The sequence below is a fragment of the Burkholderia ambifaria AMMD genome (genome assembly GCF_000203915.1).
In the GTDB taxonomy this organism is placed as follows: domain Bacteria; phylum Pseudomonadota; class Gammaproteobacteria; order Burkholderiales; family Burkholderiaceae; genus Burkholderia; species Burkholderia ambifaria.
In genome coordinates this window covers 1,899,601-1,923,773 of the sequence record NC_008390.1, presented here as the reverse complement: position 1 = coordinate 1,923,773, position 24,173 = coordinate 1,899,601, and the positions used below count along the sequence as shown (strand labels likewise).

Here is a 24,173-nt window from a genome sequence, read left to right as displayed (position 1 = left end):
TTCAGCATGACGCAGCAAATCACGATGACGGCGGCAGACTTGATGACCGATCCGCGCAACGACGACAAGAACCTGTGGGTAGGCTGGGACGAATACCATCGTCTGATCGAGCTGCTCGCGCTCCAGGTGCATGCATCGGGCTGGAAGTTCGACCAGATCCTGTGCCTCGCGCGCGGCGGTCTGCGTGTCGGCGATCAGCTCTCGCGCATCTATGACGTCCCGCTCGCGATCCTCGCGACGAGTTCGTACCGCGAAGCGGCCGGCACCGAGCAGGGTGAGCTCGACATCGCGCAGTACATCACGATGACGCGCGGCCAGCTCGCGGGCAACGTGCTGCTGGTCGACGATCTCGTCGATTCGGGCGTCACGCTCGCGCGCGTGCAGGAGCATCTCAAGGAGCGCTATCCGGCCGTCACGGCCGTGCGTTCGGCCGTACTCTGGTACAAGGGTTGCTCGAAGGTGAAGCCCGACTATCACACGCAGTATCTGCCGACGAACCCGTGGATTCATCAGCCGTTCGAAGAGTGGGACACCGTTCGTCCGCACAACCTCGAGGCGTGGATCAAGCGTGGTCGCGCGCAGCGCGACGGTTCGGGCGCGTAAGCGCCCCGCCGATCGAACGAAAGCCTTGTACGGCGCCGCTTGCGGCGCCGTTTTTCATTGGCGCGGAAGGCCGGCGGTCGCGTCGATCGGCCGTTCGCGGTAGGCAGACGGCGCGGGCCCGGCTATGATGGCAGCCCTGCCACAGCTTGCGCGGGATTGCATGCGCGGCGTGGATCACGTGGTGTCAGGGCAACACGGCAGGGCGGTGTTTCAGGGGGGCGCGAGTAGAATAGCGCTCGTTTTGTCCGACCGGACCCGATTATTACGCTTCATATGAACGACACGATCCAGGCGACCGACGCAGCCCATGCGCATTCGACGCACCAACACTCGATGCGGGCGCTTGCGATAGCGGCCATCGGCGTGGTGTTCGGCGACATCGGGACGAGCCCGCTGTATGCGCTGAAGGAGGCGTTCAGCCCCGCACACGGCATCCCGCTGACCGAAAGCTCGATCCTGGGGGTGATCTCGCTGCTGTTCTGGGCGATCATCCTCGTGGTCGGCATCAAATATCTGCTGTTCGTGATGCGGGCCGACAACAACGGCGAGGGCGGCGTGCTCGCGCTGATGGCCCTGTCGCTGCGGCCGCTCGACCCGAAGACCCGCGTCGCGGGCGCGCTGATGGCGCTCGGGATATTCGGCGCGTGCATGTTCTACGGGGACGCGGTGATCACACCGGCGATCTCGGTGATGTCGGCGGTCGAAGGTCTCGAAATCGCGACACCGCACTTGTCCCACCTCGTGCTGCCGATCACGATCGTGATCCTGATCGCGCTGTTCTGGATCCAGCGCCACGGCACCGCGCTGGTCGGCAAGCTGTTCGGCCCGATCATGGTCGTGTGGTTCATCGTGATCGCGGCACTCGGCGTGTACCACATCGCGCGCGTGCCGGGCATCATCGCGGCGATCAATCCGTACTACGCGGCATCGTTCATGGCCGACCACCTGTTGCAGGCCTATGTCGTGCTGGGTTCGGTCGTGCTGGTGCTGACCGGTGCGGAAGCGCTCTACGCGGACATGGGCCACTTTGGCGCGAAGCCGATCCGCCTCGCCGCGTACGGGCTCGTGATGCCGTCGCTCGTGCTGAACTACTTCGGCCAGGGCGCGCTGCTGATCCAGAACCCGAAAGCGATCGAAAACCCGTTCTTCCTGCTGGCGCCCGAATGGGGGTTGCTGCCGCTCGTCGTGCTGTCGACGGTCGCGACCGTGATCGCGTCGCAGGCCGTGATCTCGGGCGCGTATTCGCTGACGTCGCAGGCGATCCAGCTCGGCTACGTGCCGCGCATGAAGGTGCTGCATACGTCCGAGCTGGCGATCGGCCAGATCTACGTGCCGGTCGTGAACTGGCTGCTGCTGTTCGTGATCCTCTGCATCGTGATCGGCTTCAAGAGCTCCGACAACCTGGCGGCCGCGTACGGTATCGCGGTGACGGCGACGATGGTCATCACCACCGTGCTGGCGTGCGTCGTGATGGTGAAGGTGTGGAACTGGAACCGGCTGCTCGTCGGCGCGATCATCGCGGTGTTCCTCGCGATCGACCTCGGCTTCTTCGGCGCAAACCTGCTGAAGGTCGCGCAGGGCGGCTGGCTGCCGCTCGGCATCGGCGCGCTGCTGTTCTTCCTGCTGATGACCTGGTACAAGGGCCGCCACATCGTCAAGGAGCGCACGGCCGCGGACGGTATCCCGCTCGAGCCGTTCCTGCAAGGGCTGCTCGCGCATCCGCCGCACCGCGTGTCGGGCACCGCGATCTACCTGACCGGCAACGACAAGCTCGTGCCCGTGAGCCTGCTGCACAACCTGAAGCACAACAAGGTCCTCCACGAGCGGACCATCTTCCTGACGTTCGTCACGCGCGACATTCCGTACGTGCGCGACGACACGCGCCTGAGTTCGCGCGATGCGGGTGGCGGCCTGTACATCGTCAAGGCCCAGTACGGCTTCAACGAGACGCCGGACGTGAAGGCCGTGCTCGAGGAATTCGGCCGCTCGCACGACATGACGTTCGAGCTGATGGACACGTCGTTTTTCCTCGCGCGCGAAACGGTCGTGCCGACGCATCTGCCCGGCATGTCGATCTGGCGCGAGCGTGTGTTCGCGTGGATGCATCAGAACGCGGCGAAGCCGACCGACTTCTTCTCGATTCCGGCGAACCGCGTCGTCGAGCTCGGCACCAAGATCGAGATCTGACCGGAGCGCGCGGGCCGCGAATGCGGCCCAATTCGGCAGTGCGCTTGCCGCGCCATGAAAAAGCCCGCCTGTCGGCGGGCTTTTTTTCGTGCGTGGACGACCTTCGCGCGTTCAGCGCTTCAGCTTCGCGAACGCCGCGGCCATCGCACCGGCCGGTTCCGGCTCGCGCGAACGCTGCGGGCGGGCCGCGCCGCGGCCGGCATTGCCGCGCTCCTGACTGCTGCGCGACGCCATGCCGGGCGCGGCCGCTTCGTCGTCGAGGCGCATCGTCAGCGCAATGCGCTGACGCTTCACGTCGACGTCGAGCACCTTGACCTTGACGACCTGGCCGGCCTTCACGACTTCGTGCGGATCCTTGATGAACTTCGTCGACATCGCCGACACGTGGACGAGGCCGTCCTGGTGCACGCCGATATCCACGAACGCGCCGAACGCCGCGACGTTCGTCACGACCCCTTCGAGGAGCATGCCGGGCATCAGATCGGACACCTTCTCGACGCCGTCGCGGAACGTGGCGGTCTTGAATTCGGGCCGCGGGTCGCGACCCGGTTTTTCGAGTTCGGACAGGATGTCGCGCACGGTCGGCAGGCCGAAACGTTCGTCAACAAATTCCGTCGGCGACAGTCCGGACAGCGCGTCGCGGCTGCCGAGCACGTCATCGATGCGCTTGTTGATCTTCGCGAGGATCCGTTCGACGACCGGGTAGGCCTCCGGGTGGACCGACGACCGGTCGAGCGGATTCTCGCCGCCGTTGATGCGCAGGAAGCCGGCGGCCTGTTCGAAGGTCTTGTCGCCGAGGCGCGGCACCTTGCGCAGATGGTCGCGCGACGGGAACGGCCCATTCGCGTCGCGATAGTCGACGATGTTGCGCGCGAGCGTCGCATTCAGGCCCGATACGCGTGCCAGCAGCGCGACCGACGCGGTATTCGCGTCAACGCCGACCGCGTTCACGCAATCCTCGACGACCGCGTCGAGCGAGCGGGCGAGTTCGCGCTGGTTCACGTCGTGCTGGTACTGGCCGACGCCGATCGCCTTCGGCTCGATCTTCACGAGCTCGGCGAGCGGATCCTGCAGACGGCGCGCGATCGACACGGCGCCGCGCAGCGACACGTCGAGTTCCGGGAATTCCTTCGCGGCCAGCTCGGACGCCGAGTAGACCGACGCGCCGGCTTCCGACACGACGATCTTCTGCAGCCGCAGTTCGGGGTGCTTCGAGATCAGCTCGCTCGCGAGCTTGTCGGTTTCACGGGACGCGGTGCCGTTGCCGATGCTGATCAGCTCGGCCTGCGTCTGCGCGGCGATGCGCGCGAGCTTCGCGAGCGAGCCGTCCCAGTCGCGGCGCGGCTCGTGCGGGTAGATCGTGTCGGTCGCGAGCAGCTTGCCGGTGCGGTCGACCACGGCGACCTTCACGCCCGTGCGCAGGCCGGGGTCGAGACCGATCACGGCCTTCGGGCCGGCCGGCGCGGCCAGCAGCAGGTCCTTCAGGTTGCGCGCGAACACGCGGATCGCCTCGGCTTCCGCCGTTTCACGCAGTTGCGTGAGCAGTTCGTTCTCGATGTGCGGCTGCACCTTCACGCGCCAGCACCAGCGGCACACGTCGGACAGCCACTTGTCGGCGGGACGGTTCTGGTTCGCGATCCCGAAATGGCGCGCGATCATCGCTTCGCCGGGATGCGGAACCTGCGCGTCGAGCTCCTCGCCGAGGCCCAGCTTGACGGTCAGCACACCGGCGTTGCGGCCGCGGAACAGCGCGAGCGCGCGGTGCGACGGCACGGTCCGGATCGTCTCAGCGTAGTCGTAGTAGTCGCGGAATTTCTCGCCTTCCTCGTTTTCCTTGCCTTCGACCACGGCCGACGACACGACGCCCTGGCTGTGCAGATAGTCGCGCAGCTTGCCGAGCAGCTCGGCCGTTTCGCCGAACTGTTCGGACAGGATGTCGCGCGCGCCGTCGAGCGCGGCCTTCACGTCGGCGACACCCTTGTCGGCATCGACGTACGCGGCGGCTTCGGCCTGCGGGTCGAGCAGCGGATTCGCGAGCAGCGCCTGCGCGAGCGGCTCGAGGCCGGCTTCGCGGGCGATCTGCGCGCGCGTGCGGCGCTTCGGCTTGTACGGCAGATAAAGGTCTTCGAGCACCTGCTTGCTGTCGGCCGCGTCGATCGCGGCGCGCAGTTCGTCGGTCAGCTTGCCCTGTTCGTCGATGCTCGACAGGATCGTCGCGCGGCGATCCTCGAGTTCGCGCAGATACAGGAGGCGCTCCTCGAGCTGGCGCAGCTGCGTGTCGTCCAGGTTGCCCGTCACTTCCTTGCGGTACCGGGCAATGAACGGAACGGTCGAGCCTTCGTCGAGGAGTTGCACGGCCGCCGCGACCTGGCGCGGCTGGACGGACAGTTCGGTGGCGATGCGCTGTACGATCTTGAGTGCTACGGTTTCCGTCATGTCGTGGATGATGTGCCTGCTGAAATCGCGGCGCGGGCCGGCAGACCGCGCGGCGGGCTGCGAGACGGGCCCGCCGGACCAGATGCCGCGGGTGGGTGAAGCGGGGCATTTTGCCATAAATGGCGGAGCGTCCAGCCGGGGGTGATAGAATTTGACACATGTCCCGCAGCTTTCCTACGACATTGCCAACTTCCCGCATTTCTCTCGTCGCGCTCGGCGCAGCGCTTGCCGCGGCTTTGTCCGCCGGGTCCACCGTCGCGTACGCACAGGCATCGGGCGCAAGCGCGCCTGACGCCGCTGCCGCCGTGCCCGTCGCAGCCTCCGCCACGCAGGATTTTGACGCCCGTCAAAAAGTGCTCAATCAACGCTCAGCGGAAAACGATTATCGTTATGCGGTGGCGGAGCACGATTGCTACAGCAAGTTCTTCGTCAATCACTGTCTCGGCAATGCGCGCGACCGGATGCGCGAGGAGCGGGCGAGCATCCGCCAGGAGCAGCTCGCGCTCGACGACGAGCAGCGTGCGGTGCGGGCGCAGCAGCGCGACCAGCAGCAGGCGCTGAAGCAGGCGCAGAATGCGGCGGAAGCGCCGCAGCGCGCGGCGAACGACGCGGCCAACGCGGCTGCGTTCCGCGACAAGCAGGAGCAGAATGCACTGAAGCGGGCGCAGCGCGGCGCGGAAGCACCGCAGCATGCCGCGAGCAAGCAGGCCTACGACCAGAAGCAGGCCGACTTCCAGCGCAAGCTCGACCAGGCGCACCAGCAGGCTGCGCAGAAGGCGCAGGAGCGGGCGGACAACGCCACGCGCTACGAGCAGAAGCAGAAGGAAGCCGCGCAGCACAAGGCCGATGTCGAGCGGCGTCAGCAGGAAGCGGCCCAAAAGGCCAAGCAGCAGCAACAGCAGGGGCAGTAACGTATCGGATTGATCCGGACTCAGTCTCATGCGTGCCGGCACGCCAGTCGGCGCGCTGCTTCGATGAGGAGGCGCATATGCAAAACCGTCCCACGGAACAGCAGCAGGAATTGCACAACCGTTTGGCAGCATTGCAGGAGCAGCACCAGCAGCTCGCTCGAGAGATCGAGCTGAAGGAAGGACACTCCGACATCGACGACATTACGCTGCACCGGCTGAAGAAGGAAAAGCTGGCAGCCAAGGACAAAATCATTTTGCTGCAATCGCAGCTGGAACCGGATAAGCGCGCCTGAGCGCGGCCTGGCAAGCGCCGGCGCCGCCTCGGCGCTGGACACAGGAACGCTTGCCTTGAATTCACCGCTTGAAGCCAACCCCGATGCCCGGCCTGACGCGTCGTCTGCCGGGCGCGTTCGTGCGCCCGAAGGCACGTTCGAGCTGAGCCGCAAGCGCGTCGACGAACTCGACACGATCTTCGGTGAAGGCGGACTGCTTGCGCGCGCGCTCGACGGCTATCATCCGCGTCAGTCGCAGATCGAGATGGCGCGCGCGGTCGCGTCCGCGATGGAGGCGTCCGCGCGCCGGTTGCCCGAACCCGAAATCTTCGAAACCCGCAAGCGGCCCGCGCGCCGCCTCGGCGAAGGCGACAAGGCGGCCGAATCCGTGGCGGACGCTGCGGCGGCCGACACCGACAGCGACGCCGGCGACAACACGCTGATCGTCGAGGCCGGCACCGGTACCGGCAAGACCTATGCATACCTGGTGCCCGCGATGCTGTGGGGCGGAAAGGTGATCGTGTCGACCGGCACGAAGCACTTGCAGGACCAGCTGTTCCAGCGCGACATCCCGACCGTGCGCAACGCGCTCGCGGTGCCGGTGACGGTCGCGATGCTCAAGGGCCGCTCGAACTACCTGTGCCATTACTATCTGCAGCGCACGGCCGACAACGGCCGCCTGCCGTCGCGACAGGACACCGCCTACCTGCAGGAAATCGTCCGGTTCGCGAAGATCACGAAAAGCGGCGACAAGGCCGAGCTCGCGAGCGTGCCGGAGACGGCGCCGGTGTGGTCGATGGTCACGTCGACGCGCGACAACTGCCTCGGCCAGGAGTGCCCGCATTACAAGGAGTGCTTCGTGATGCAGGCGCGGCGCGAGGCGCAGCAGGCCGACGTCGTCGTCGTCAACCATCACCTGTTCTTCGCGGACATCATGCTGCGCGACACCGGGATGGCCGAGCTGCTGCCGAACGCGAACACGGTGATCTTCGACGAAGCGCACCAGCTGCCGGAGACGGCGACGCTGTTCTTCGGCGAGACGCTGTCGACCACGCAGATCCTCGAACTCGCACGCGACACGGTCGCCGAAGGCCTGAGCCATGCGCGCGATGCGGTCGAGTGGGTGAAGCTCGGCGGCGATCTCGAACGCGCGGCGCGCGATCTGCGCCTCGCGTTCGCGAACGACCAGATCGTGCGCATGTCGCTCGCGCAACTGGGCGACGATCACCCGATGTTCGGCGCGCTCGACGCGCTCGAAGCGGCGCTCGATGCGCTCGCATCGGCGCTCGCGAGCCAGGCCGAGCGGGCGGAATCGCTCGGTGCGTGCCTGCGGCGCGCGCGCGAGCTGCAGGACCTGCTCGCGGGCTGGGTCGCGCCCGGCGCGGCGCAAGCGGCCGCGCAGGCCGATGCCGCGGCAGCCGGCGACAAGGCGGCTGCCGACGACCCGAACGAGAAGGTGCGCTGGGTCGAAGTATTCGCGCATACCGTCCAGCTGCACGAGACGCCGTTGTCGGTCGCGCCGATCTTCGCGAAGCAGCGCGCCGGCGTGCCGCGCGCGTGGGTCTTCACGTCGGCGACGCTGTCGGTGCGCGGCGACTTCACGCACTACGCGGCCCAGATGGGCCTCAGCTCGCGGCGCTCGATGACGCTCGCGAGCCCGTTCGACTATCAGACGCAGGGCCTGCTGTACGTGCCGCGCAACCTGCCGCAGCCGTCGTCGCCGGCGTTTACCGACGCCGTATTCGATGCGGCGCTGCCGGCGATCGAGGCGTCGGGCGGCGGCGTCTTCATGCTATGCACGACGCTGCGCGCGGTCGACCGGATCGCGTCAAAGCTGCGCGACGTGATCGAGTCGCGCGGCTGGAACACGCCGCTGCTGGTGCAGGGCGATGCCAGCCGCACCGAGCTGCTCGACCGCTTCCGTTCGTACGGCAATGCGATCCTCGTCGGCAGCCAGAGCTTCTGGGAAGGTGTCGACGTGCGCGGCGACGCGCTGTCGCTCGTCGTGATCGACAAGCTGCCGTTCGCGCCGCCCGACGATCCGGTGCTCGCCGCGCGACTCGATGCGCTAACGAAGAAGGGCTTGAGCCCGTTCGCGGTTCACCAGTTGCCGCAGGCCGTGATCACGCTGAAGCAGGGCGCGGGCCGCCTGATTCGCGCGGAGACAGATCGCGGCGTGCTGATGATCTGCGACACGCGGCTGGTCGACAAGCCGTACGGCCGCCGGATCTGGCAGAGCCTGCCGCCGTTCAAGCGCACGCGCGAGATCGCGGTCGTGCAGGACTTCTTCGACGAACATCGCGCGCAAAAGCGCGCGTGACGCACCGCCGCCCGCTACGGGCGGCGCCAATAAAAAACCCGGCTCGATGGCCGGGTTTTTTTGTGCAGCGAGCGTCGCTCAGAACTGCCACCACGACTTCTTCGTGCCGGGGCGCGAATGGCCGGTGATGTACGGGCTGTCCGGGAAGGTGCCCGCGAGCACGCGCTTCGTGTCTTCCGCGAGTTGCGGCTGGTTCAGCTTGCCGTACGACAGGATCATGATGTGCAGCGCGTCCTCGATCGCCGGCGCGCCCTTGTAGTCCTTGATCGCGAGCTGCGCGCGGTTGATTGCCGCGACGTAGGCGCCGCGCCGATAGTAGTAGTCGGCCGCGTGGACTTCGTGCGACGCGAGCGCGTTGACGATGTAGCGCATCCGCGCCGCGGCGTCGGGCGCATACTTGCTCTTCGGGTAGCGGTCGACGACGACCTTGAACGCGTCGTACGATTCGCGCAGTGCCTGCGGATCGCGCTCGCTCATGTCCTGGCCCGAGAAGCGGCCGAACAGGCCGAGATCGTCGTTGAAGTGGATCATCCCCTTCAGGTAGTACGCGTACGGGATATCCGGGTGATCCGGGTGCAGCTGGATGAAGCGGTCGACGGCCTGGTCGGCGGCTGCCGCTTCGTTGTCCTTCCAGTTGCAGTACGCGACGTTGATCTGCGCCTGTTGCGCGAAATGGCCGAACGGATCGCGGCCTTGCAGCGATTCGAAATATTTCGCGCACTTGCCCCAGTCGCCGCCGGACAGTGCATCCTGGGCCTCTGAGTATAATTTGTTGTTCGACCAGGTAGCCGTCTCGTCCTGCTTCTGCGGTAAGCCGTGGCAGCCGGCGATGAGGGCCGCGGCCGCTACCGCCGCAGCTCGGGCGGCGACGGTTTTGGCCGTACGTTTGGTCGAATTCATCATGCTCGCATGTCCTAGCTTCAAGTCTCGGTGACCCAGTCTAAATGACCCGTTCAAGTTCGCAGAATGCCCCGCGGGGCAAGTCAAATCGCGAAGATTATAGCCCAAGCGATCGGCCCGCCGACGCCGCATCGGGGGATTCTCCCGATGACGGCCTGGCCGCAGGCGCGATGCAACCGCCTGTCGTGCCGTCCGCGGCGGCCGATGAGACGCCGCGCGTCGTCGAAGTGCCGCTGTCGCTCGCGGGCGAACGCCTGGACAAGGCGCTTGCCCAGCTATTCCCCGAATTCTCCCGCAGCCGCCTGCAGAGCTGGATCGAGGCGCAGCGCGTGCTGATCGACGGCGCGCCGGCGAAGATCCGCCAGCCGGTGCCGCTCGGCGCCAGGATCGAGCTCGTGCCCGACCTGCTGCCGGAGCAGCTGGCGTTCACGCCGGAGCCGGTGCCGCTCGACGTGATCTACGAGGACGACGCGCTCCTCGTCATCAACAAGCCGGCCGGCGTCGTCGTCCATCCCGCCGCCGGCAACTGGAGCGGCACGATCCTCAACGGGCTGCTGCATCGCTATGGCGACGCCGCGGCCGGCCTGCCGCGTGCCGGGATCGTGCACCGGCTCGACAAGGAAACGTCCGGCCTGATGGTGGTCGCACGCACGCTTGCCGCGCAGACCGACCTCGTGCGCCAGCTGCAGGCGCGCACGGTGAAGCGCCGCTATTTCGCGCTCGTGTGGGGCACGATGCCCGAAGACGGCACGATCGACGCGCCGATCGGCCGCGATCCGCGCGAGCGCACGCGCATGGCCGTCGTCACCGGTGCGTCGGGCAAGCCCGCGCGCACGCATTTCCGTACGGTTGACACATGCCTGTGGCAACGTCAGCCGGTGTCCGCGATCCAGTGCGACCTCGAAACCGGCCGCACGCACCAGATCCGCGTGCACTGCGCGCATGTCGGGCATCCGCTGCTCGGCGATCCGGTGTACGGCCGCGCGCGCGGCAAGCGCTCGGTCGCGCCGCTGCCGGACGGGTTCGCGCGGCAGGCGCTGCATGCGTGGCGGCTCGGCCTCGTGCATCCGCTCACGGGCAAGACGATGCAGTGGCGCTGCCCGTTGCCGGACGACATGAACGCGCTCATCGCGGCGCTCGGTTTCGGGCAGGCCAGCGAGGAATTCGACGATGACGAAGGCGTCTACGACGATGACGATTTCGCCGGCGAATATCAGGATTACGACGACGAGTCGGATCCGGACGACGACGAGGAGGAGTGAGTGCCGATGACGAACCTGGCGCCGTTGACGTGGCAGGACTGCGTACAGCCCGACTGGCAGGTGTCACCACGCGTTCGCGCGCTGATCACGACGCGCGACGGCGGTGTGAGCGAAGGCCCGTACGGGCGCTGGCGGGACGGCGCCGCGTTGCCGGGCGGGATGAATCTCGGCTTGCATACCGGTGACGATCCGGCCCATGTCGCCGCGAATCGCGCGCGCTTGCTCGCGCTGGCCGGCCAGTCGCGCGCGGCGTGGCTCGAGCAGGTTCACGGCGCGCGGATCGTGCGCGCGGACGAGGTGATCGACGCCGCGCCGGATGCCGCGGCGCCCGTCCAGGCCGACGCGAGCGTGACGGACCGCGTGGGCGCGGTGTGTGTCGTGATGGTCGCGGATTGCCTGCCGGTGCTGCTGTGCGACGCGCAGGGCCGCGCGGTCGGCGCCGCGCACGCCGGCTGGCGCGGGCTCGCGGCCGGCATCATCGAACAGACCGCGGCTCGCGTTGCGGCGCTCGCCGGCGGCGCGACGGATGAAATCCATGCGTACCTCGGGCCCGCGATCGGCCCGCAGGCGTTCGAAGTCGGCGCCGACGTGCGCGACGCGTTTCTCGACACGGCTGCGCAGTCGGAGCATGATGGGACGCGGCAAGCGTTCGTCGCGATCGACGGCGCGCCCGGCAAGTTCCTCGCCGACCTGTACGCGCTCGCGCGCCTGCGCCTCGCGCGTGCAGGTGTTGCGCACGTGAGCGGCCGGTCCGCCTGCACGGTCACCGAACGCACGCGCTTCTATTCATATCGGCGCGACCGCGTGACCGGCCGCATGGCGGCGGCGATCTGGCTGGCCGATTGACGACGGATCGCGCGCTTGCGCGCGTGGTTTGTTGCGCTGCAAAATCGGTTTATCTCGATATTGGCGCGGCAATGCGGCGTTGCATGGACAACCGAATGAATAATCCCGAAGTCAAGTCAACCAAAATATTTGAGGGTTCGCCGGAAGCCTTGTCCCGCCTGTTGCGCGCGGATTATCTCCGGGCAGAAACGTTCAGTGGTTTGACCCAGGCCTTCACATGGGGAAAACGATAATGATAAAAATACCGCACTGCGGCAGAATCTGGAGACGCCTCTCCAGAGCATGACGGCCCGGCTCGCAGCCGGCACGCCGCGCGCGAGCAGGATTTCACGATTGACGCTCACGAATCACCGGTAAGGCAGGTAATGACAGCATCGAAAAATTCGTCGACGTCCGCTCAGGCGGGCACTTCCGCAGGCAGCGCCGGATTCGGCCAGGCGGTCCAGCCGATGCAGCAGATGTTCGAAGCATGGCTGAATGCCTGGCGTGGTTTCGCCGATCCGGCACGGGCCGCCACGGCCGCGACCACCGCGAACCCGTTCGCCGCATTCCAGTTCCCGACATCGCTTCCGTTCCAGATGCCGTCGATGCCCGATCTGAGCAGCTTCGGCGGCATGGCGTCTCCGTTTGCGGGGCTGAAGCTGCCGGCAGCCGCGATCTCGCCCGAACGGCTCCAGAAGTTGCAGGCCGACTATGCGCGCGACTGCGTGACGCTGATGCAGCAGGCGGCCGCCGCGAAGCTCGAGTCGCCCGAACTGAAGGACCGCCGCTTCAGCTCGGATGCGTGGAAGGCCTCGCCCGCGCATGCGTTCGCGGCGGCGTGGTATCTGCTCAACGCGCGCTACCTGCAGGAACTGGCCGACGCGCTCGAGACCGATCCGAAGACGCGCGAACGCATTCGTTTCTCCGTCCAGCAATGGACGGCCGCCGCCGCGCCGAGCAACTTCCTCGCGCTCAATCCCGATGCCCAGAAGTCGATCCTCGAGACGCAGGGCGAAAGCCTGCGGCAGGGGATGATGAACCTGCTCGGCGACATGCAGCGCGGCAAGATTTCGCAGACCGACGAATCGCAATTCGTGGTCGGCAAGAACCTCGGGTGCACCGAAGGCGCGGTCGTCTACGAGAACGACCTGATCCAGCTGATCCAGTACTCGCCGAAGACGGACAAGGTGTTCGAGCGGCCGCTGCTGATCGTGCCGCCGTGCATCAACAAGTTCTACATCCTCGACCTGCAGCCCGAGAATTCGCTCGTCGCGCATGCGCTGTCGAGCGGCCATCAGGTGTTCCTCGTGTCGTGGCGCAACGCCGATGCATCGGTCGCGCACAAGACGTGGGACGACTACATGAACGAAGGGCTGCTCGCCGCGATCGACGCGGTGCAGCAGGTCAGCGGCCGCGAGCAGATCAACACGCTCGGCTTCTGCGTCGGCGGCACGATGCTCGCGACCGCGCTGGCGGTGCTCGCCGCGCGCGGCGAACATCCGGCCGCGTCGATGACGCTGCTGACCGCGATGCTCGACTTCACCGACACCGGCATCCTCGACGTGTTCGTCGACGAGGCGCACGTGCAGATGCGCGAGCAGACCATCGGCGGCAAGAACGGCACGGCGCCGGGGCTGATGCGCGGCGTCGAGTTCGCGAACACGTTCTCGTTCCTGCGGCCGAACGACCTCGTGTGGAACTACGTCGTCGACAACTATCTGAAGGGCCGCACGCCCGCGCCGTTCGACCTGCTGTACTGGAACAGCGACTCGACGAGCCTGCCCGGTCCGATGTACGCGTGGTACCTGCGCAATACCTATCTCGAGAACAAGCTCCGCGTGCCGGGCGCGCTGACCGTGTGCGGCGAATCCGTCGACCTGTCGCGCATCGACGTGCCGACCTTCATCTACGGGTCGCGCGAGGATCACATCGTGCCGTGGCAGACGGCCTACGCGTCGACGTCGATCCTGACGGGCCCGCTGAAGTTCGTGCTGGGCGCGTCGGGTCACATCGCGGGCGTGATCAATCCGCCGGCGAAGAAGAAGCGCAGCTTCTGGGTCAACGAAGGCGACCTGCCCGAATCCGCGGACGACTGGCTTGCCGGCGCGACCGAGCAGCCGGGCAGTTGGTGGACGACCTGGGTCGAATGGCTCGATCAGTACGGCGGCCGCAAGGTGGCGCCGCCTGCCCAGCCCGGTTCCGCGCAGTTCCCGGTGATCGAGCCGGCGCCGGGCCGTTACGTGTTGCAGCGCGATTGACGAAAGCCGGACGGCAGCGCACGCTGTCCGGTGCACCGCAGTTTTTTTAACAGGGCCGGTAACGATGCGCCGTGTCGTGCGGGCCTGGAGGAAAGGGAAATGACGGACGTAGTGATCGTATCGGCCGCGCGGACCGCGGTCGGCAAATTCGGCGGCTCGCTCGCGAAGATCGCGGCACCGGAACTGGGCGCGACGGTGATTCGCGCGGTGCTGGAGCGCTCGGGCGTGAAGCCCGAGCAGGTGAGCGAAGTGATCATGGGGCAGGTGCTGGCGGCCGGCTCGGGGCAGAACCCGGCGCGTCAGTCGCTGATCAAGGCCGGCCTGCCGAGCGCGGTGCCGGGCATGACGATCAACAAGGTGTGCGGCTCAGGCCTGAAGGCCGTGATGCTGGCGGCGAACGCGATCGCGGCGGGCGACGCGGAGATCGTGATCGCGGGCGGCCAGGAAAACATGAGCGCGGCGCCGCACGTGCTGCCGGGCTCGCGCGACGGGTTCCGGATGGGTGACGCGAAGCTGGTCGACACGATGATCGTCGACGGCCTGTGGGACGTGTACAACCAGTACCACATGGGCATCACGGCGGAGAACGTCGCGAAGGAATACGGGATCACGCGCGAAGAGCAGGATGCGTTCGCGGCGCTGTCGCAGAACAAGGCGGAAGCCGCGCAGAAGGCCGGCCGCTTCAACGACGAGATCGTGCCGGTGTCGATTCCGCAGCGCAAGGGCGAGCCGCTGCAGTTCGCGACCGACGAGTTCGTGCGTCACGGCGTGACGGCGGAATCGCTGGCGGGCCTGAAGCCGGCGTTCGCGAAGGAAGGCACGGTGACGGCGGCGAACGCGTCGGGGCTGAACGACGGCGCGGCGGCGGTGCTGGTGATGTCGGCGCAGAAGGCGGCGGCGCTGGGTCTGACGCCGCTGGCGCGGATCAAGGCGTACGCGAATGCGGGCGTGGATCCGAGCGTGATGGGCATGGGGCCGGTGCCGGCCTCGCGCCGCGCGCTGGAGCGTGCGGGCTGGACGCCGGGCGACCTGGACCTGATGGAAATCAACGAAGCATTCGCGGCGCAGGCGCTGGCCGTGCACAAGCAGATGGGCTGGGACACGTCGAAGGTGAACGTGAACGGCGGGGCGATCGCGATCGGTCACCCGATCGGCGCGTCGGGCTGCCGGATCCTGGTGACGCTGCTGCACGAGATGGTCAAGCGCGATGCGAAGCGCGGTCTGGCGTCGCTGTGCATCGGCGGCGGGATGGGTGTCGCACTCGCGGTCGAACGTCCGTAACCGGTCGTCCGTCAACGCCAAACCAATCCGTGCGCCGGCCGATTGCGGCTTCGGCCGGCACCACGTGAAGTCAGAGGGGCCTCCGGCGGGTCTCGAAACCAAAAAATGGAGTGAGATTTATGTCTCAGCGAATTGCGTACGTAACGGGCGGGATGGGCGGCATCGGCACCAGCATCTGCCAGCGTCTGTTGAAAGACGGCTTCAAGGTGGTCGCGGGTTGCGGCCCGAACTCGCCGCGCCGTGTGAAATGGCTCGAGGACCAGAAGGCGCTCGGCTACGATTTCATCGCGTCGGAAGGCAACGTCGGCGACTGGGACTCGACCAAGGCAGCGTTCGACAAGGTCAAGGCCGAAGTCGGCGAGATCGACGTGCTGGTCAACAACGCGGGCATCACGCGCGACGTCGTGTTCCGCAAGATGACGCACGAAGACTGGACGGCCGTGATCGACACCAACCTGACGAGCCTGTTCAACGTGACGAAGCAGGTGATCGACGGCATGGTCGAGCGCGGCTGGGGCCGGATCATCAACATTTCGTCGGTGAATGGCCAGAAGGGGCAATTCGGGCAGACGAACTACTCGACCGCGAAGGCCGGCATCCATGGTTTCACGATGTCGCTCGCGCAGGAAGTCGCAACGAAGGGCGTGACGGTCAACACCGTTTCGCCCGGCTACATCGGCACCGACATGGTGAAGGCGATCCGTCCGGACGTGCTCGAGAAGATCGTCGCGACGATCCCGGTGCGTCGTCTTGGCGCGCCGGAGGAAATCGGTTCGATCGTCGCGTGGCTCGCGTCGAACGAATCCGGTTTCTCGACGGGCGCCGACTTCTCGCTGAACGGCGGCCTGCACATGGGCTGAACGTCGGGCTGCCCGGGCCCGGTTGGCCGCGCAGCCTGGCGTTTCCGAAAGCCCCCGCCTCCCGGATCCGGGCGGCGGGGATTTGTCACTTGCGCTACGCTGCACTCAAAGGCGTTACATGACTACTACAAAGAAAACGGCCGAGCGGCTCATCAAGAAGTACCCGAACCGCCGGCTCTACGATACCGAGACGAGCACGTACATCACGCTGACCGACGTCAAGCAACTCGTGCTGGAACAAGAGGACTTCAAGGTCGTCGATGCGAAATCCAACGAAGACCTGACGCGCAGCATCCTGCTGCAGATCATCCTCGAGGAGGAGAGTGGCGGCGTGCCGATGTTCTCGTCGTCGATGCTGTCGCAGATCATCCGTTTCTACGGTCATGCGATGCAGGGCATGATGGGCACGTACCTGGAAAAGAACATCCAGGCGTTCATCGACATCCAGAACAAGCTGACGGATCAGTCGAAGAACCTGTACGAAGGCAACGCGATGAATCCGGAAGTCTGGTCGCAGTTCATGAACATGCAGGCGCCGATGATGCAAGGGATGATGACGAGCTACATCGAGCAGTCGAAGAACATGTTCGTGCAGATGCAGGAGCAGATGCAGAACCAGGCGAAGTCGATGTTCAACACGTTCCCGTTCAAGCAACCGGGCGCGACGGAGCCGGAGAAGAAGTAAGCGGCGATCCGGTGTGGACGCGCAAAGTGTCGCGCCGGCATCGCGCGGGACGGCTCGTGCGGGACGGTAACGGGGCGCGTCGCGGAATGATTGTCCGCCCGGTGGCATTGCCCGCGAGTGCATGGGCGTTGTCGTACCGTAGCACATCAGTGCAGATTAAAACGCACAAGGCCGACCGGCAAAGCCCGGTCGGTCGAATATCAGATAAAGCGCTGATTGTAAAAGATGCCGATGGCCGGATTTTCGGCCGGCTTATCGAATCGCGAAGCGGCTTGCCGCCGATCCGTTCGCGCAGTTATTTCCGTAAATAAAGAGATTTCTATTTTCGGAAAATGCCGAGTAGATGATCGGAAAAACTTCCTTGGCACTGAACGAGTAAATGCCGTCGTTGATGGATACGAGGAGGTTGCCGCTCGTATCGGTTTCGATCTTGTCGATCTTACCTGCCTTGCAAAGCGATTCCGCGGAGGCGTGCGAGGATGCGGCAAGCATCATGGCGAAAACGAGGGTGGCCGCGAGTTTTCTCATGGTCTTTCCTTGGTGAATGAGTGGATTGCTTGGGTTGTGATGCAGGTAATGCACGGTTCAGTATTGGCTGGTCGAACAGGCGCCGATGTCTGATCGACGTGAAATATATCTGAGATTAATTGGGTGTTGAATGGGAGTGGCGGATTTGGCAATGGTTTTTGTGGATTGTTGAGTGTTTTAAAATATTCTGGTGAATTGTGTGTTGTGCGGTCCGGCAAAGGCTGGGGTTAATGATGGTTGGAGCAAAATAAATCTACCGATCATTGTTGTTTTATGATTTTTGGTTGTGGCGCGGTTTGTGTTTTTATTTTATTTTTATTTGCTCGGCCGATTTTTTTTGAATAATTGCCTTAGGTATTGAGGCTGGCAGCCGCCACCGACGAAGTGCGCAAGGCCATCGACGAGCGTGCCGCCGGGCGCAACCGTTTCATAGGCGTGTTTCGGTGTGGTACTCGTGCAGGATCGTGCACGTGTCGGCAGCCGGAGCGAGGATTGGGTCGCCGGTGCGGTTTGTCAGTACCGCGCGGTGAGTGCGGTCGATGGTGGGAAGCTTCGCCCGGTGGCGTTCTGCGAGGCGCTGGCGGAGGCACGCGATAACGGCGGCGCGCAGGCTGCGTGCGTTCGGGTACGGTGGATAGCGATAGTCACGCGGCTGCGCCGACAACCGGCCGGCCGCAACTCGATGCGGCGCGGTGGCTGGTCGGCGATGGCGACGAGGCGATCTGGTTCAACCGGTGCCTGACGGCCGCGACGTATCCGAAGTGAGCATCGGATCGAGTACGGGCCTGCTTCGGTGGACTTTTTGCGATTTCGTCACGGGACTGGATGCGTCACGACGCCGGATCGAATCCGTCTTCGCCATCCGACGGCGGTAGATCGAGAACGAGCTTGACCGCGCTGTAGTTGGCCTTGAGCGAAAACACGCGGCCGATCACGAAAAACGTCTGCCGGGAATTTTCGAGCTCGACGAAATCGCCGGGCTGCGGCACGTGGGCACCCTGGTCGTAGGAGAAGCTGGTGCTGGTTTGCTCACCGATGGCTTCTGCCGCGTGCTCGGTGAATTCGATCGTGATGTGGGTGGTCATGCGAGGCCCGTTGAGTGGATGGAAGAGAGCGATGGCTTCGATTTTCGCATGGCAGCGCCGCGAATCCGCGGCGATTGTTGCGCGACCGCAAGCTGGTGTCGACGACGCAGCCGCCCTCCATCAGCGAGAGGCCGGACCGGCCGGCGCCGATGCCGGCGAATGCGCGCAGGAACACGCCGAGCGCGCGTTGCCGGACGTGGCGCTGGTGGTATGCGGACAGCCCTCCCCGAAATGAAAGGGTCGTATCAAACTCACGATTCGTGACACGTCGCCCATCATGTCGCGTATTCGAGCGGGCGGTCCATGCCGTCGCCAGCCGCTCATTTTGGCTCGCCGCCCATAAATAGCTGTAAACTCACGCTTTTGCCGCCACGCCCCCACATTCCAGATGTCTCAGTCCCCCAAAGTAGGCTTCGTATCGCTCGGGTGCCCGAAAGCCCTCGTCGACTCCGAACAAATCATCACGCAGCTGCGCGCCGAAGGTTATGAAATCTCCGGCACGTACGACGGCGCCGACCTCGTCGTCGTCAACACCTGCGGTTTCATCGACGAAGCGGTGCAGGAAAGCCTCGATGCGATCGGCGAAGCACTGACCGAGAACGGCAAGGTGATCGTCACCGGCTGCCTCGGCGCGAAGTCGAGCGCGAGCGGCTCGAACCTCATCGAGGAAGTCCATCCGAAGGTGCTCGCCGTCACCGGCCCGCACGCGGTGGGCGAAGTGATGCAGGCCGTGCATTCGCACCTGCCGAAGCCGCACGACCCGTTCGTCGATCTCGTGCCGGCCGCCGGCATCAAGCTCACGCCGCGCCACTACGCATACCTGAAGATCTCCGAAGGCTGCAACCACCGCTGCACGTTTTGCATCATCCCGTCGATGCGCGGCGACCTCGTGTCGCGCCCGGTCGCCGAAGTGATGCTCGAGGCGGAGAACCTGTTCAAGTCGGGCGTGAAGGAACTGCTCGTGATTTCGCAGGACACGAGCGCGTACGGCGTCGACGTGAAGTACCGCACGGGCTTCTGGAACGGCAAGCCGATCAAGACTCGCATGACGGATCTGGTCGCCGCGCTCGGCGAACTCGCCGCGCAGTACGGCGCATGGGTGCGCCTGCACTACGTGTATCCGTATCCGAGCGTCGACGAAGTCATTCCGCTGATGGCCGACGGCCCGTTCAAGGGCCACGTGCTGCCGTATCTGGACGTGCCGTTCCAGCACGCGCATCCGGAAGTGCTGAAGCGCATGAAGCGCCCGGCCAACGCGGAGAAAGTGCTCGAGCGCGTGCAGAAGTGGCGCGAGATCTGCCCGGACCTGACGATCCGCAGCACCTTCATCGCCGGCTTCCCGGGCGAGACGGAAGAGCAGTTCGAAACGCTGCTCGACTTCATCCGCGAGGCGGAACTCGATCGCGTCGGCTGCTTTGCGTATTCGCCGGTCGAAGGCGCGAGCGCGAACGAACTGGACGGCGCGCTGCCGGACGACGTTCGCGAAGAGCGCCGCGCGCGCTTCATGGAAGTCGCCGAGGAAGTGTCGGCGCAGCGCATCCAGCGCAAGGTCGGCAAGACCCTCAAGGTGCTGATCGACGAAGTCAGCGCGGAAGGCGGCATCGGCCGCACGGCGGCGGATGCGCCGGAGATCGACGGCGTCGTCTATGTCGAGCCGGCGACGAAGGCGTCGAAGCGCTACAAGGTCGGCGATTTCGTGTCGGTGAAGATCACGGGCGCGGACGGCCACGACCTGTGGGGCGAGGTGTAAGCGATGACCGCCGCATTTCCGGAGATCCTCGCGCTCGGCGAGGCGATGATCGAATTCAACCAGTCGCAACCGGGCCGTCCTGAGTTCCTACAGGGCTTCGGCGGCGACACGTCGAACTTCTGCATCGCCGCGGCGCGCCAGGGCGCGTCGACGGGCTTCGTGTCGGCGATCGGTGACGATCCGTTCGGCCGCTTGCTGACCGGCATGTGGGCGGCGGAACACGTCGACACGACCTACGTGCGGATCGACCGCGCGGCGCCGACCGGCGTGTATTTCGTCACGCACGGCGCCGACGGCCATCAGTTCGACTATCTGCGCGCGGGCTCCGCGGCGAGCCGCTACACGGTGGCCGACCTGCCGCTCGACGCGCTGGCCGCGGCGAAGGCCGTGCACCTGTCGGGCATCAGCCTCGCGATCAGCGCGGCCGCGTGCGACGCCGCGTTCGCGGCGATCGACCATGCGCGCAGCAACGGCGCGCAGATCAGCTTCGACACGAACCTGCGCCTGAAGCTGTGGCCGCTGCCGCGCGCCCGCGCGGTGATGCGCGAGGCGCTGCGCCAGACGGACATCTGCCTGCCGAGCTGGGACGACGTCACGGCGCTCACGGGCGCGAACGATCGCGACGCGATCGTCGATGCGATGCTCGAGCACGGGCCGCAGGTTGTCGCGCTGAAGCTCGGCAAGGAAGGCGCGTATGTCGCGACCCCGAACGAACGGCGCGTGGTGCCGGGCTTCGCGGTCGAGGCCGTCGACGCGACGGGCGCGGGCGACTGCTTCGGCGGCGCGTTCGTCGCGCGGATCGTCGCCGGCGACGATCCGTTCACGGCCGCACGTTATGCGAACGCGGCGGCAGCGCTGTCGACGACGGGCTACGGTGCGGTCGCGCCGATTCCGCACCGCGATGCGGTGGAACGTCTGATGCACGGCTGACGCGGATCCCGCACGCCGGCCATGCGCTGCGCTCATTCGAACCTTCGGATGGCGCGCGCGACCTGAACGGGGGCGGGCGGCACGCATACCGCATCGGCGGCGGCTATACGCTCGTGACGATGTACATCGGCGACGAGCAACTCATCGCCGCGTTTTTCGAGCGAATCTGAAGCAAGGGAGCAACACAAGGTGGGTCGATATCTGGAATGGCAACGGGCGCTGTTGATCGCCGGCGCGCTGGCGGCGGGCCTCGCGATGCCCGGCATGGTCGCGGCTCAGCCCGTCGCGCCGGGCGCGCAGCAGGATGAAGCGGCGCCCGTACGGCCGCTGCGGCCGAACCCGGAATTCGCCCGCCTGCCGCGCTACGAGGGCACGCTCGGCGACCGGCCGATCGTCGCGCATCTCGGCCCGAAGACGGACGAGGAAGGCGTGCACGGCGAATACCAGTTCACCGATACGGGCGAGGTGATCCTGCTCGCCGGCGATCGCGACGGCGACACACTCGAAATCGAGGAATCGAACGACGGCACGAACATCACGGGCGTGTGGATCGGGCGCTTCGATTCGACGGGCGAGCTGAAGGCCGACCGGATGAACTCGGACGAATCGGATCCGCAACCGGTCGTGCTGCGCGCGGCGCCGGGCAAGCGCGCGGCGCTGCAGGTACGCGACGGCCGCGTGCAGGAAATCGAGACGGTCAGCGGCATCGTCAACCTGCGCACCGACGACTGAGCGCGCTGGCTCGGTGCGCGCGGCGCGCATTGTACCGGGCCAACCGCGCCGAATTTGGCTAATCTAGCGACACATTCCGCAACCGAACGGCCTTTCCCCGGGCCTCCTGCCATGACTGCATCCACTCCGAAGCGCGCACTCCAGACCCGCATCGTTCAACCCGACGACGTCATTCCGGACGGCTTCCGTTCGTTCGTGCCGCCGGTTGCGCGTGCATCGACGGTCGTGTTCCCCGATCTCGCGACGATGCGCGCGCTGGTCTGGCACAACGACAACCAGTGGCGCTACGGCCTGCACGCGACCCCGACGTCGCTGGCGCTCGCGCAGCGGCTGGCCGAGATCGAGGGCGGCACGCATGCGCTGCTGCAGCCGTCGGGCCTCGCGGCGATCATGAACGTCTATTTCGGGATCGTGAAGGCGGGCGACGACGTGCTGATCCCGCACAACGTCTACGGGCCGAACGCCGATTTCGGTAACTGGCTCGCGAAGGATTTCGGCATCACCGTACGCTTCTACGATCCGCTCGTCGGCGCTGGAATTGCCGAGCTGATCCAGCCGAACACGCGCTTGATCTGGATCGAGGCGCCGGGTTCGGTGACGATGGAAGTGCCCGACGTGCGCGCGATCACGACGGTCGCGCAGGCGCGCGGCATCGTCACCGCGATCGACAACACGTATTCGGCCGGGCTCGCGTTCAAGCCGTTCGAGCATGGCGTCGACATCTCGGTGCAGGCGCTGACCAAGTATCAATCGGGCGGCAGCGACGTGCTGATGGGCGCGACGATCACCGCGAACGCCGAGCTGCACGCGCAACTGAAGCTCGCGCGGATGCGCTGCGGGATCGGCGTTTCGGTCGACGATTGCTCGCTCGTGCTGCGCAGCCTGCCGAGCATGCAGGTGCGCTTCGATGCACACAGCAAGAGCGCGCTGGCGCTCGCGCAGTGGCTGAAGGCGCGGCCGGAGATCGCGGCCGTGCTCCATCCGCAGTTGGCCGATTGCCCGGGACACGCGTCGTTCGTGCGCGACTTCACCGGCGCGGGCGGGCTGTTCTCTGTGGTATTCGACGAACGCTACAGCAGCGAGCAGATCGATCGTTTCGTCGAGGCGCTCGAGCTGTTCGCGATCGGCTGGAGCTGGGGCGGCGCATGCAGCCTCGCGATGCCTTACGACGTCGCGTCGATGCGTGCAGACTGGCCGCATCGCGGCACGCTGGTGCGCTTCTACGTCGGTCTCGAGGACGAAGCCGACCTGCGCGCGGACATCGAGCGTGCGATGCAGGCTACGCTCGGCCGATAACGAAACTGCGGCAAAAAAACACGACGCCGGCGTGAGGCAACCTCGCGCCGGCGTTTTTCATGGGTGGCTTGCGCGGATCAGAACAGCCGCAGCAGCCCGTCGAGGCCGACATGGTCGAATGCGACGGTGGCCGCACCGCGCACGACGGGCTTCGCGTGGAACGCGACCGACAGCCCGGCTTCGGCCATCATCTTCATGTCGTTCGACCCGTCGCCCATTGCGATCGCGCGGGTAGGCTCGATGCCGAGCGAAGCGCAGGTCTCGCGCAGCAGGCGCGCCTTCACGTCCGCATTGACGATTTCGCCGAGCACCTTGCCGGTCAGCTTGCCGTCGACGATCTCGAGCGTGTTCGCATGCGCGAAGTCGATGCCGAGACGTGCCTTCAGGCGCTCGGTGAAGAACGTGAAGCCGCCCGATACGAGCAGCGTCTTCAGGCCCGCGGCCTTCACGCCGGCGAGCATCTTCTCGGCGCCCGGCGACAACTGCAGCCGTTCCTCGTACACGCGCTCGAGCGCGTGCGCGTCGAGCCCCGCGAGCAGCGCGACGCGGCGCGTGAGGCTTTCGTTGAAGTCGCGGATCTCGCCGCGCATCGCCGCGTCGGTGATCTCCGCGACCTGCGTCTTCAGCCCGCAGAAATCGGCGATCTCGTCGATGCATTCGATCGTGATCAGCGTCGAATCCATGTCCATCACGGCGAGCCCGAAGTCGCCGAGCGTGCGGCCGGCTTCGACGAAGCCGAAGTCGAGCGCATGCGTGCCGCAGTACGCGTCGATGTCGAGACGCTGCGCGGGGTTCGCGTTTTCGATGCGCAGCGCATGTTCGTCGGTCTGCACGATGCGGGTGCCGCGCGACAGCGCGAGCAGCGGTTTGTGATGCGCGTCCGACAGCGGCGCGAGACTCTGGATGACGAGGTTGTGGGTCATGGCGGAATGATTGAAAGCGAATGAAACGCGTGCGCGGCCGGCATGCGGCCGCCTGCGAACGCGGGCCCTGTCCGGCGTCGGGCCGCTGCGTCGCGAACGCGCCATTGTAGCCGGTTGGTATCCGCT

The 24,173-nt window shown here is 66.0% G+C and carries 21 protein-coding genes; 16 read left to right on the top strand and 5 right to left on the bottom strand.

Features of this window, described 5'->3' with window-relative positions:
- Positions 1–6: 6 nt before the first annotated feature.
- Both BAMB_RS08755 and BAMB_RS08750 read left to right on the top strand, forming a co-directional pair.
- Entirely contained in the window at positions 7–603 is a 597-nt protein-coding gene (locus tag BAMB_RS08755) for a phosphoribosyltransferase (RefSeq protein WP_006755319.1), read from the top strand.
- 273 nt (positions 604–876) lie between these two features.
- Positions 877–2,790 (top strand): potassium transporter Kup, encoded by a 1,914-nt coding sequence (locus BAMB_RS08750; RefSeq protein ID WP_011657015.1) that lies wholly within the window; start codon positions 877–879, stop codon positions 2,788–2,790.
- A 111-nt stretch (positions 2,791–2,901) separates the two neighbouring features.
- Here BAMB_RS08750 and BAMB_RS08745 read toward each other — a convergent pair whose 3' ends face one another.
- Complete coding sequence (locus BAMB_RS08745; RefSeq protein WP_011657014.1) at positions 2,902–5,226, bottom strand: Tex family protein; 2,325 nt, start codon at positions 5,224–5,226, stop codon at positions 2,902–2,904.
- Positions 5,227–5,384: 158 nt separating this feature from the next.
- Here BAMB_RS08745 and BAMB_RS08740 point away from each other — a divergent pair, with 158 nt between their 5' ends.
- The 3 genes from BAMB_RS08740 to yoaA all read left to right on the top strand — a co-directional run bounded on the left by BAMB_RS08740 (position 5,385) and on the right by yoaA (position 8,729).
- Positions 5,385–6,137, top strand: coding sequence for a hypothetical protein (locus tag BAMB_RS08740; protein ID WP_011657013.1), 753 nt, complete (start codon positions 5,385–5,387; stop codon positions 6,135–6,137).
- Positions 6,138–6,214: 77 nt separating this feature from the next.
- Positions 6,215–6,430: a YdcH family protein gene (locus tag BAMB_RS08735; protein ID WP_006755091.1), complete on the top strand. Its 216-nt coding sequence runs from the start codon at positions 6,215–6,217 to the stop codon at positions 6,428–6,430.
- A 55-nt stretch (positions 6,431–6,485) separates the two neighbouring features.
- Positions 6,486–8,729 carry a DNA repair helicase YoaA gene (gene yoaA / locus BAMB_RS08730; protein ID WP_011657012.1) on the top strand — a complete coding sequence of 748 codons (2,244 nt, stop codon included), beginning with the start codon at positions 6,486–6,488 and terminating at the stop codon, positions 8,727–8,729.
- 78 nt (positions 8,730–8,807) lie between these two features.
- Here yoaA and BAMB_RS08725 read toward each other — a convergent pair whose 3' ends face one another.
- Positions 8,808–9,632, bottom strand: coding sequence for an outer membrane protein assembly factor BamD (locus tag BAMB_RS08725; RefSeq protein ID WP_006755093.1), 825 nt, complete (start codon positions 9,630–9,632; stop codon positions 8,808–8,810).
- 41 nt (positions 9,633–9,673) lie between these two features.
- Between BAMB_RS08725 and BAMB_RS08720 the strand changes: the two genes are divergently transcribed.
- From BAMB_RS08720 to phaR, 7 genes are all read left to right on the top strand, one after another.
- Positions 9,674–10,891: an RluA family pseudouridine synthase gene (locus tag BAMB_RS08720; RefSeq protein WP_011657011.1), complete on the top strand. Its 1,218-nt coding sequence runs from the start codon at positions 9,674–9,676 to the stop codon at positions 10,889–10,891.
- A 6-nt stretch (positions 10,892–10,897) separates the two neighbouring features.
- Positions 10,898–11,737: a peptidoglycan editing factor PgeF gene (pgeF, locus tag BAMB_RS08715; RefSeq protein WP_011657010.1), complete on the top strand. Its 840-nt coding sequence runs from the start codon at positions 10,898–10,900 to the stop codon at positions 11,735–11,737.
- Between the two features lie 95 nt (positions 11,738–11,832).
- On the top strand, positions 11,833–11,970 hold the full coding sequence (locus tag BAMB_RS35265) for a hypothetical protein (protein ID WP_158380532.1): 138 nt from the start codon (positions 11,833–11,835) through the stop codon (positions 11,968–11,970).
- A gap of 132 nt (positions 11,971–12,102) precedes the next feature.
- Positions 12,103–13,977, top strand: coding sequence for a class I poly(R)-hydroxyalkanoic acid synthase (gene phaC / locus BAMB_RS08710; protein ID WP_011657009.1), 1,875 nt, complete (start codon positions 12,103–12,105; stop codon positions 13,975–13,977).
- 99 nt (positions 13,978–14,076) lie between these two features.
- Positions 14,077–15,258 (top strand): acetyl-CoA C-acetyltransferase, encoded by a 1,182-nt coding sequence (locus BAMB_RS08705; RefSeq protein ID WP_011657008.1) that lies wholly within the window; start codon positions 14,077–14,079, stop codon positions 15,256–15,258.
- A gap of 119 nt (positions 15,259–15,377) precedes the next feature.
- Positions 15,378–16,118, top strand: a complete 741-nt coding sequence (locus tag BAMB_RS08700; RefSeq protein WP_011657007.1) for a 3-ketoacyl-ACP reductase — start codon at positions 15,378–15,380, stop codon at positions 16,116–16,118.
- A 118-nt stretch (positions 16,119–16,236) separates the two neighbouring features.
- On the top strand, positions 16,237–16,803 hold the full coding sequence (gene phaR, locus BAMB_RS08695) for a polyhydroxyalkanoate synthesis repressor PhaR (RefSeq protein WP_011657006.1): 567 nt from the start codon (positions 16,237–16,239) through the stop codon (positions 16,801–16,803).
- A gap of 252 nt (positions 16,804–17,055) precedes the next feature.
- On the opposite strand, the gene BAMB_RS08690 is transcribed toward phaR, so the two are convergent.
- On the bottom strand, positions 17,056–17,331 hold the full coding sequence (locus BAMB_RS08690) for a hypothetical protein (protein WP_011657005.1): 276 nt from the start codon (positions 17,329–17,331) through the stop codon (positions 17,056–17,058).
- Between the two features lie 830 nt (positions 17,332–18,161).
- A complete protein-coding gene (locus BAMB_RS08680; protein ID WP_011657003.1) occupies positions 18,162–18,416 on the bottom strand; it encodes a hypothetical protein in 255 nt (84 codons plus the stop codon).
- Between the two features lie 388 nt (positions 18,417–18,804).
- On the opposite strand from BAMB_RS08680, the gene rimO reads away from it, so the two are divergent.
- The 4 genes from rimO to BAMB_RS08660 all read left to right on the top strand — a co-directional run bounded on the left by rimO (position 18,805) and on the right by BAMB_RS08660 (position 23,124).
- Positions 18,805–20,166, top strand: coding sequence for a 30S ribosomal protein S12 methylthiotransferase RimO (gene rimO / locus BAMB_RS08675; protein ID WP_011657002.1), 1,362 nt, complete (start codon positions 18,805–18,807; stop codon positions 20,164–20,166).
- 3 nt (positions 20,167–20,169) lie between these two features.
- Complete coding sequence (locus BAMB_RS08670) at positions 20,170–21,096, top strand: sugar kinase (protein ID WP_011657001.1); 927 nt, start codon at positions 20,170–20,172, stop codon at positions 21,094–21,096.
- 189 nt (positions 21,097–21,285) lie between these two features.
- Positions 21,286–21,828 (top strand): hypothetical protein, encoded by a 543-nt coding sequence (locus BAMB_RS08665; protein ID WP_011657000.1) that lies wholly within the window; start codon positions 21,286–21,288, stop codon positions 21,826–21,828.
- A 111-nt stretch (positions 21,829–21,939) separates the two neighbouring features.
- On the top strand, positions 21,940–23,124 hold the full coding sequence (locus tag BAMB_RS08660; protein ID WP_011656999.1) for a cystathionine beta-lyase: 1,185 nt from the start codon (positions 21,940–21,942) through the stop codon (positions 23,122–23,124).
- 77 nt (positions 23,125–23,201) lie between these two features.
- On the opposite strand, the gene serB is transcribed toward BAMB_RS08660, so the two are convergent.
- Positions 23,202–24,047 carry a phosphoserine phosphatase SerB gene (gene serB, locus BAMB_RS08655; RefSeq protein ID WP_041491189.1) on the bottom strand — a complete coding sequence of 282 codons (846 nt, stop codon included), beginning with the start codon at positions 24,045–24,047 and terminating at the stop codon, positions 23,202–23,204.
- Positions 24,048–24,173: the final 126 nt, after the last annotated feature.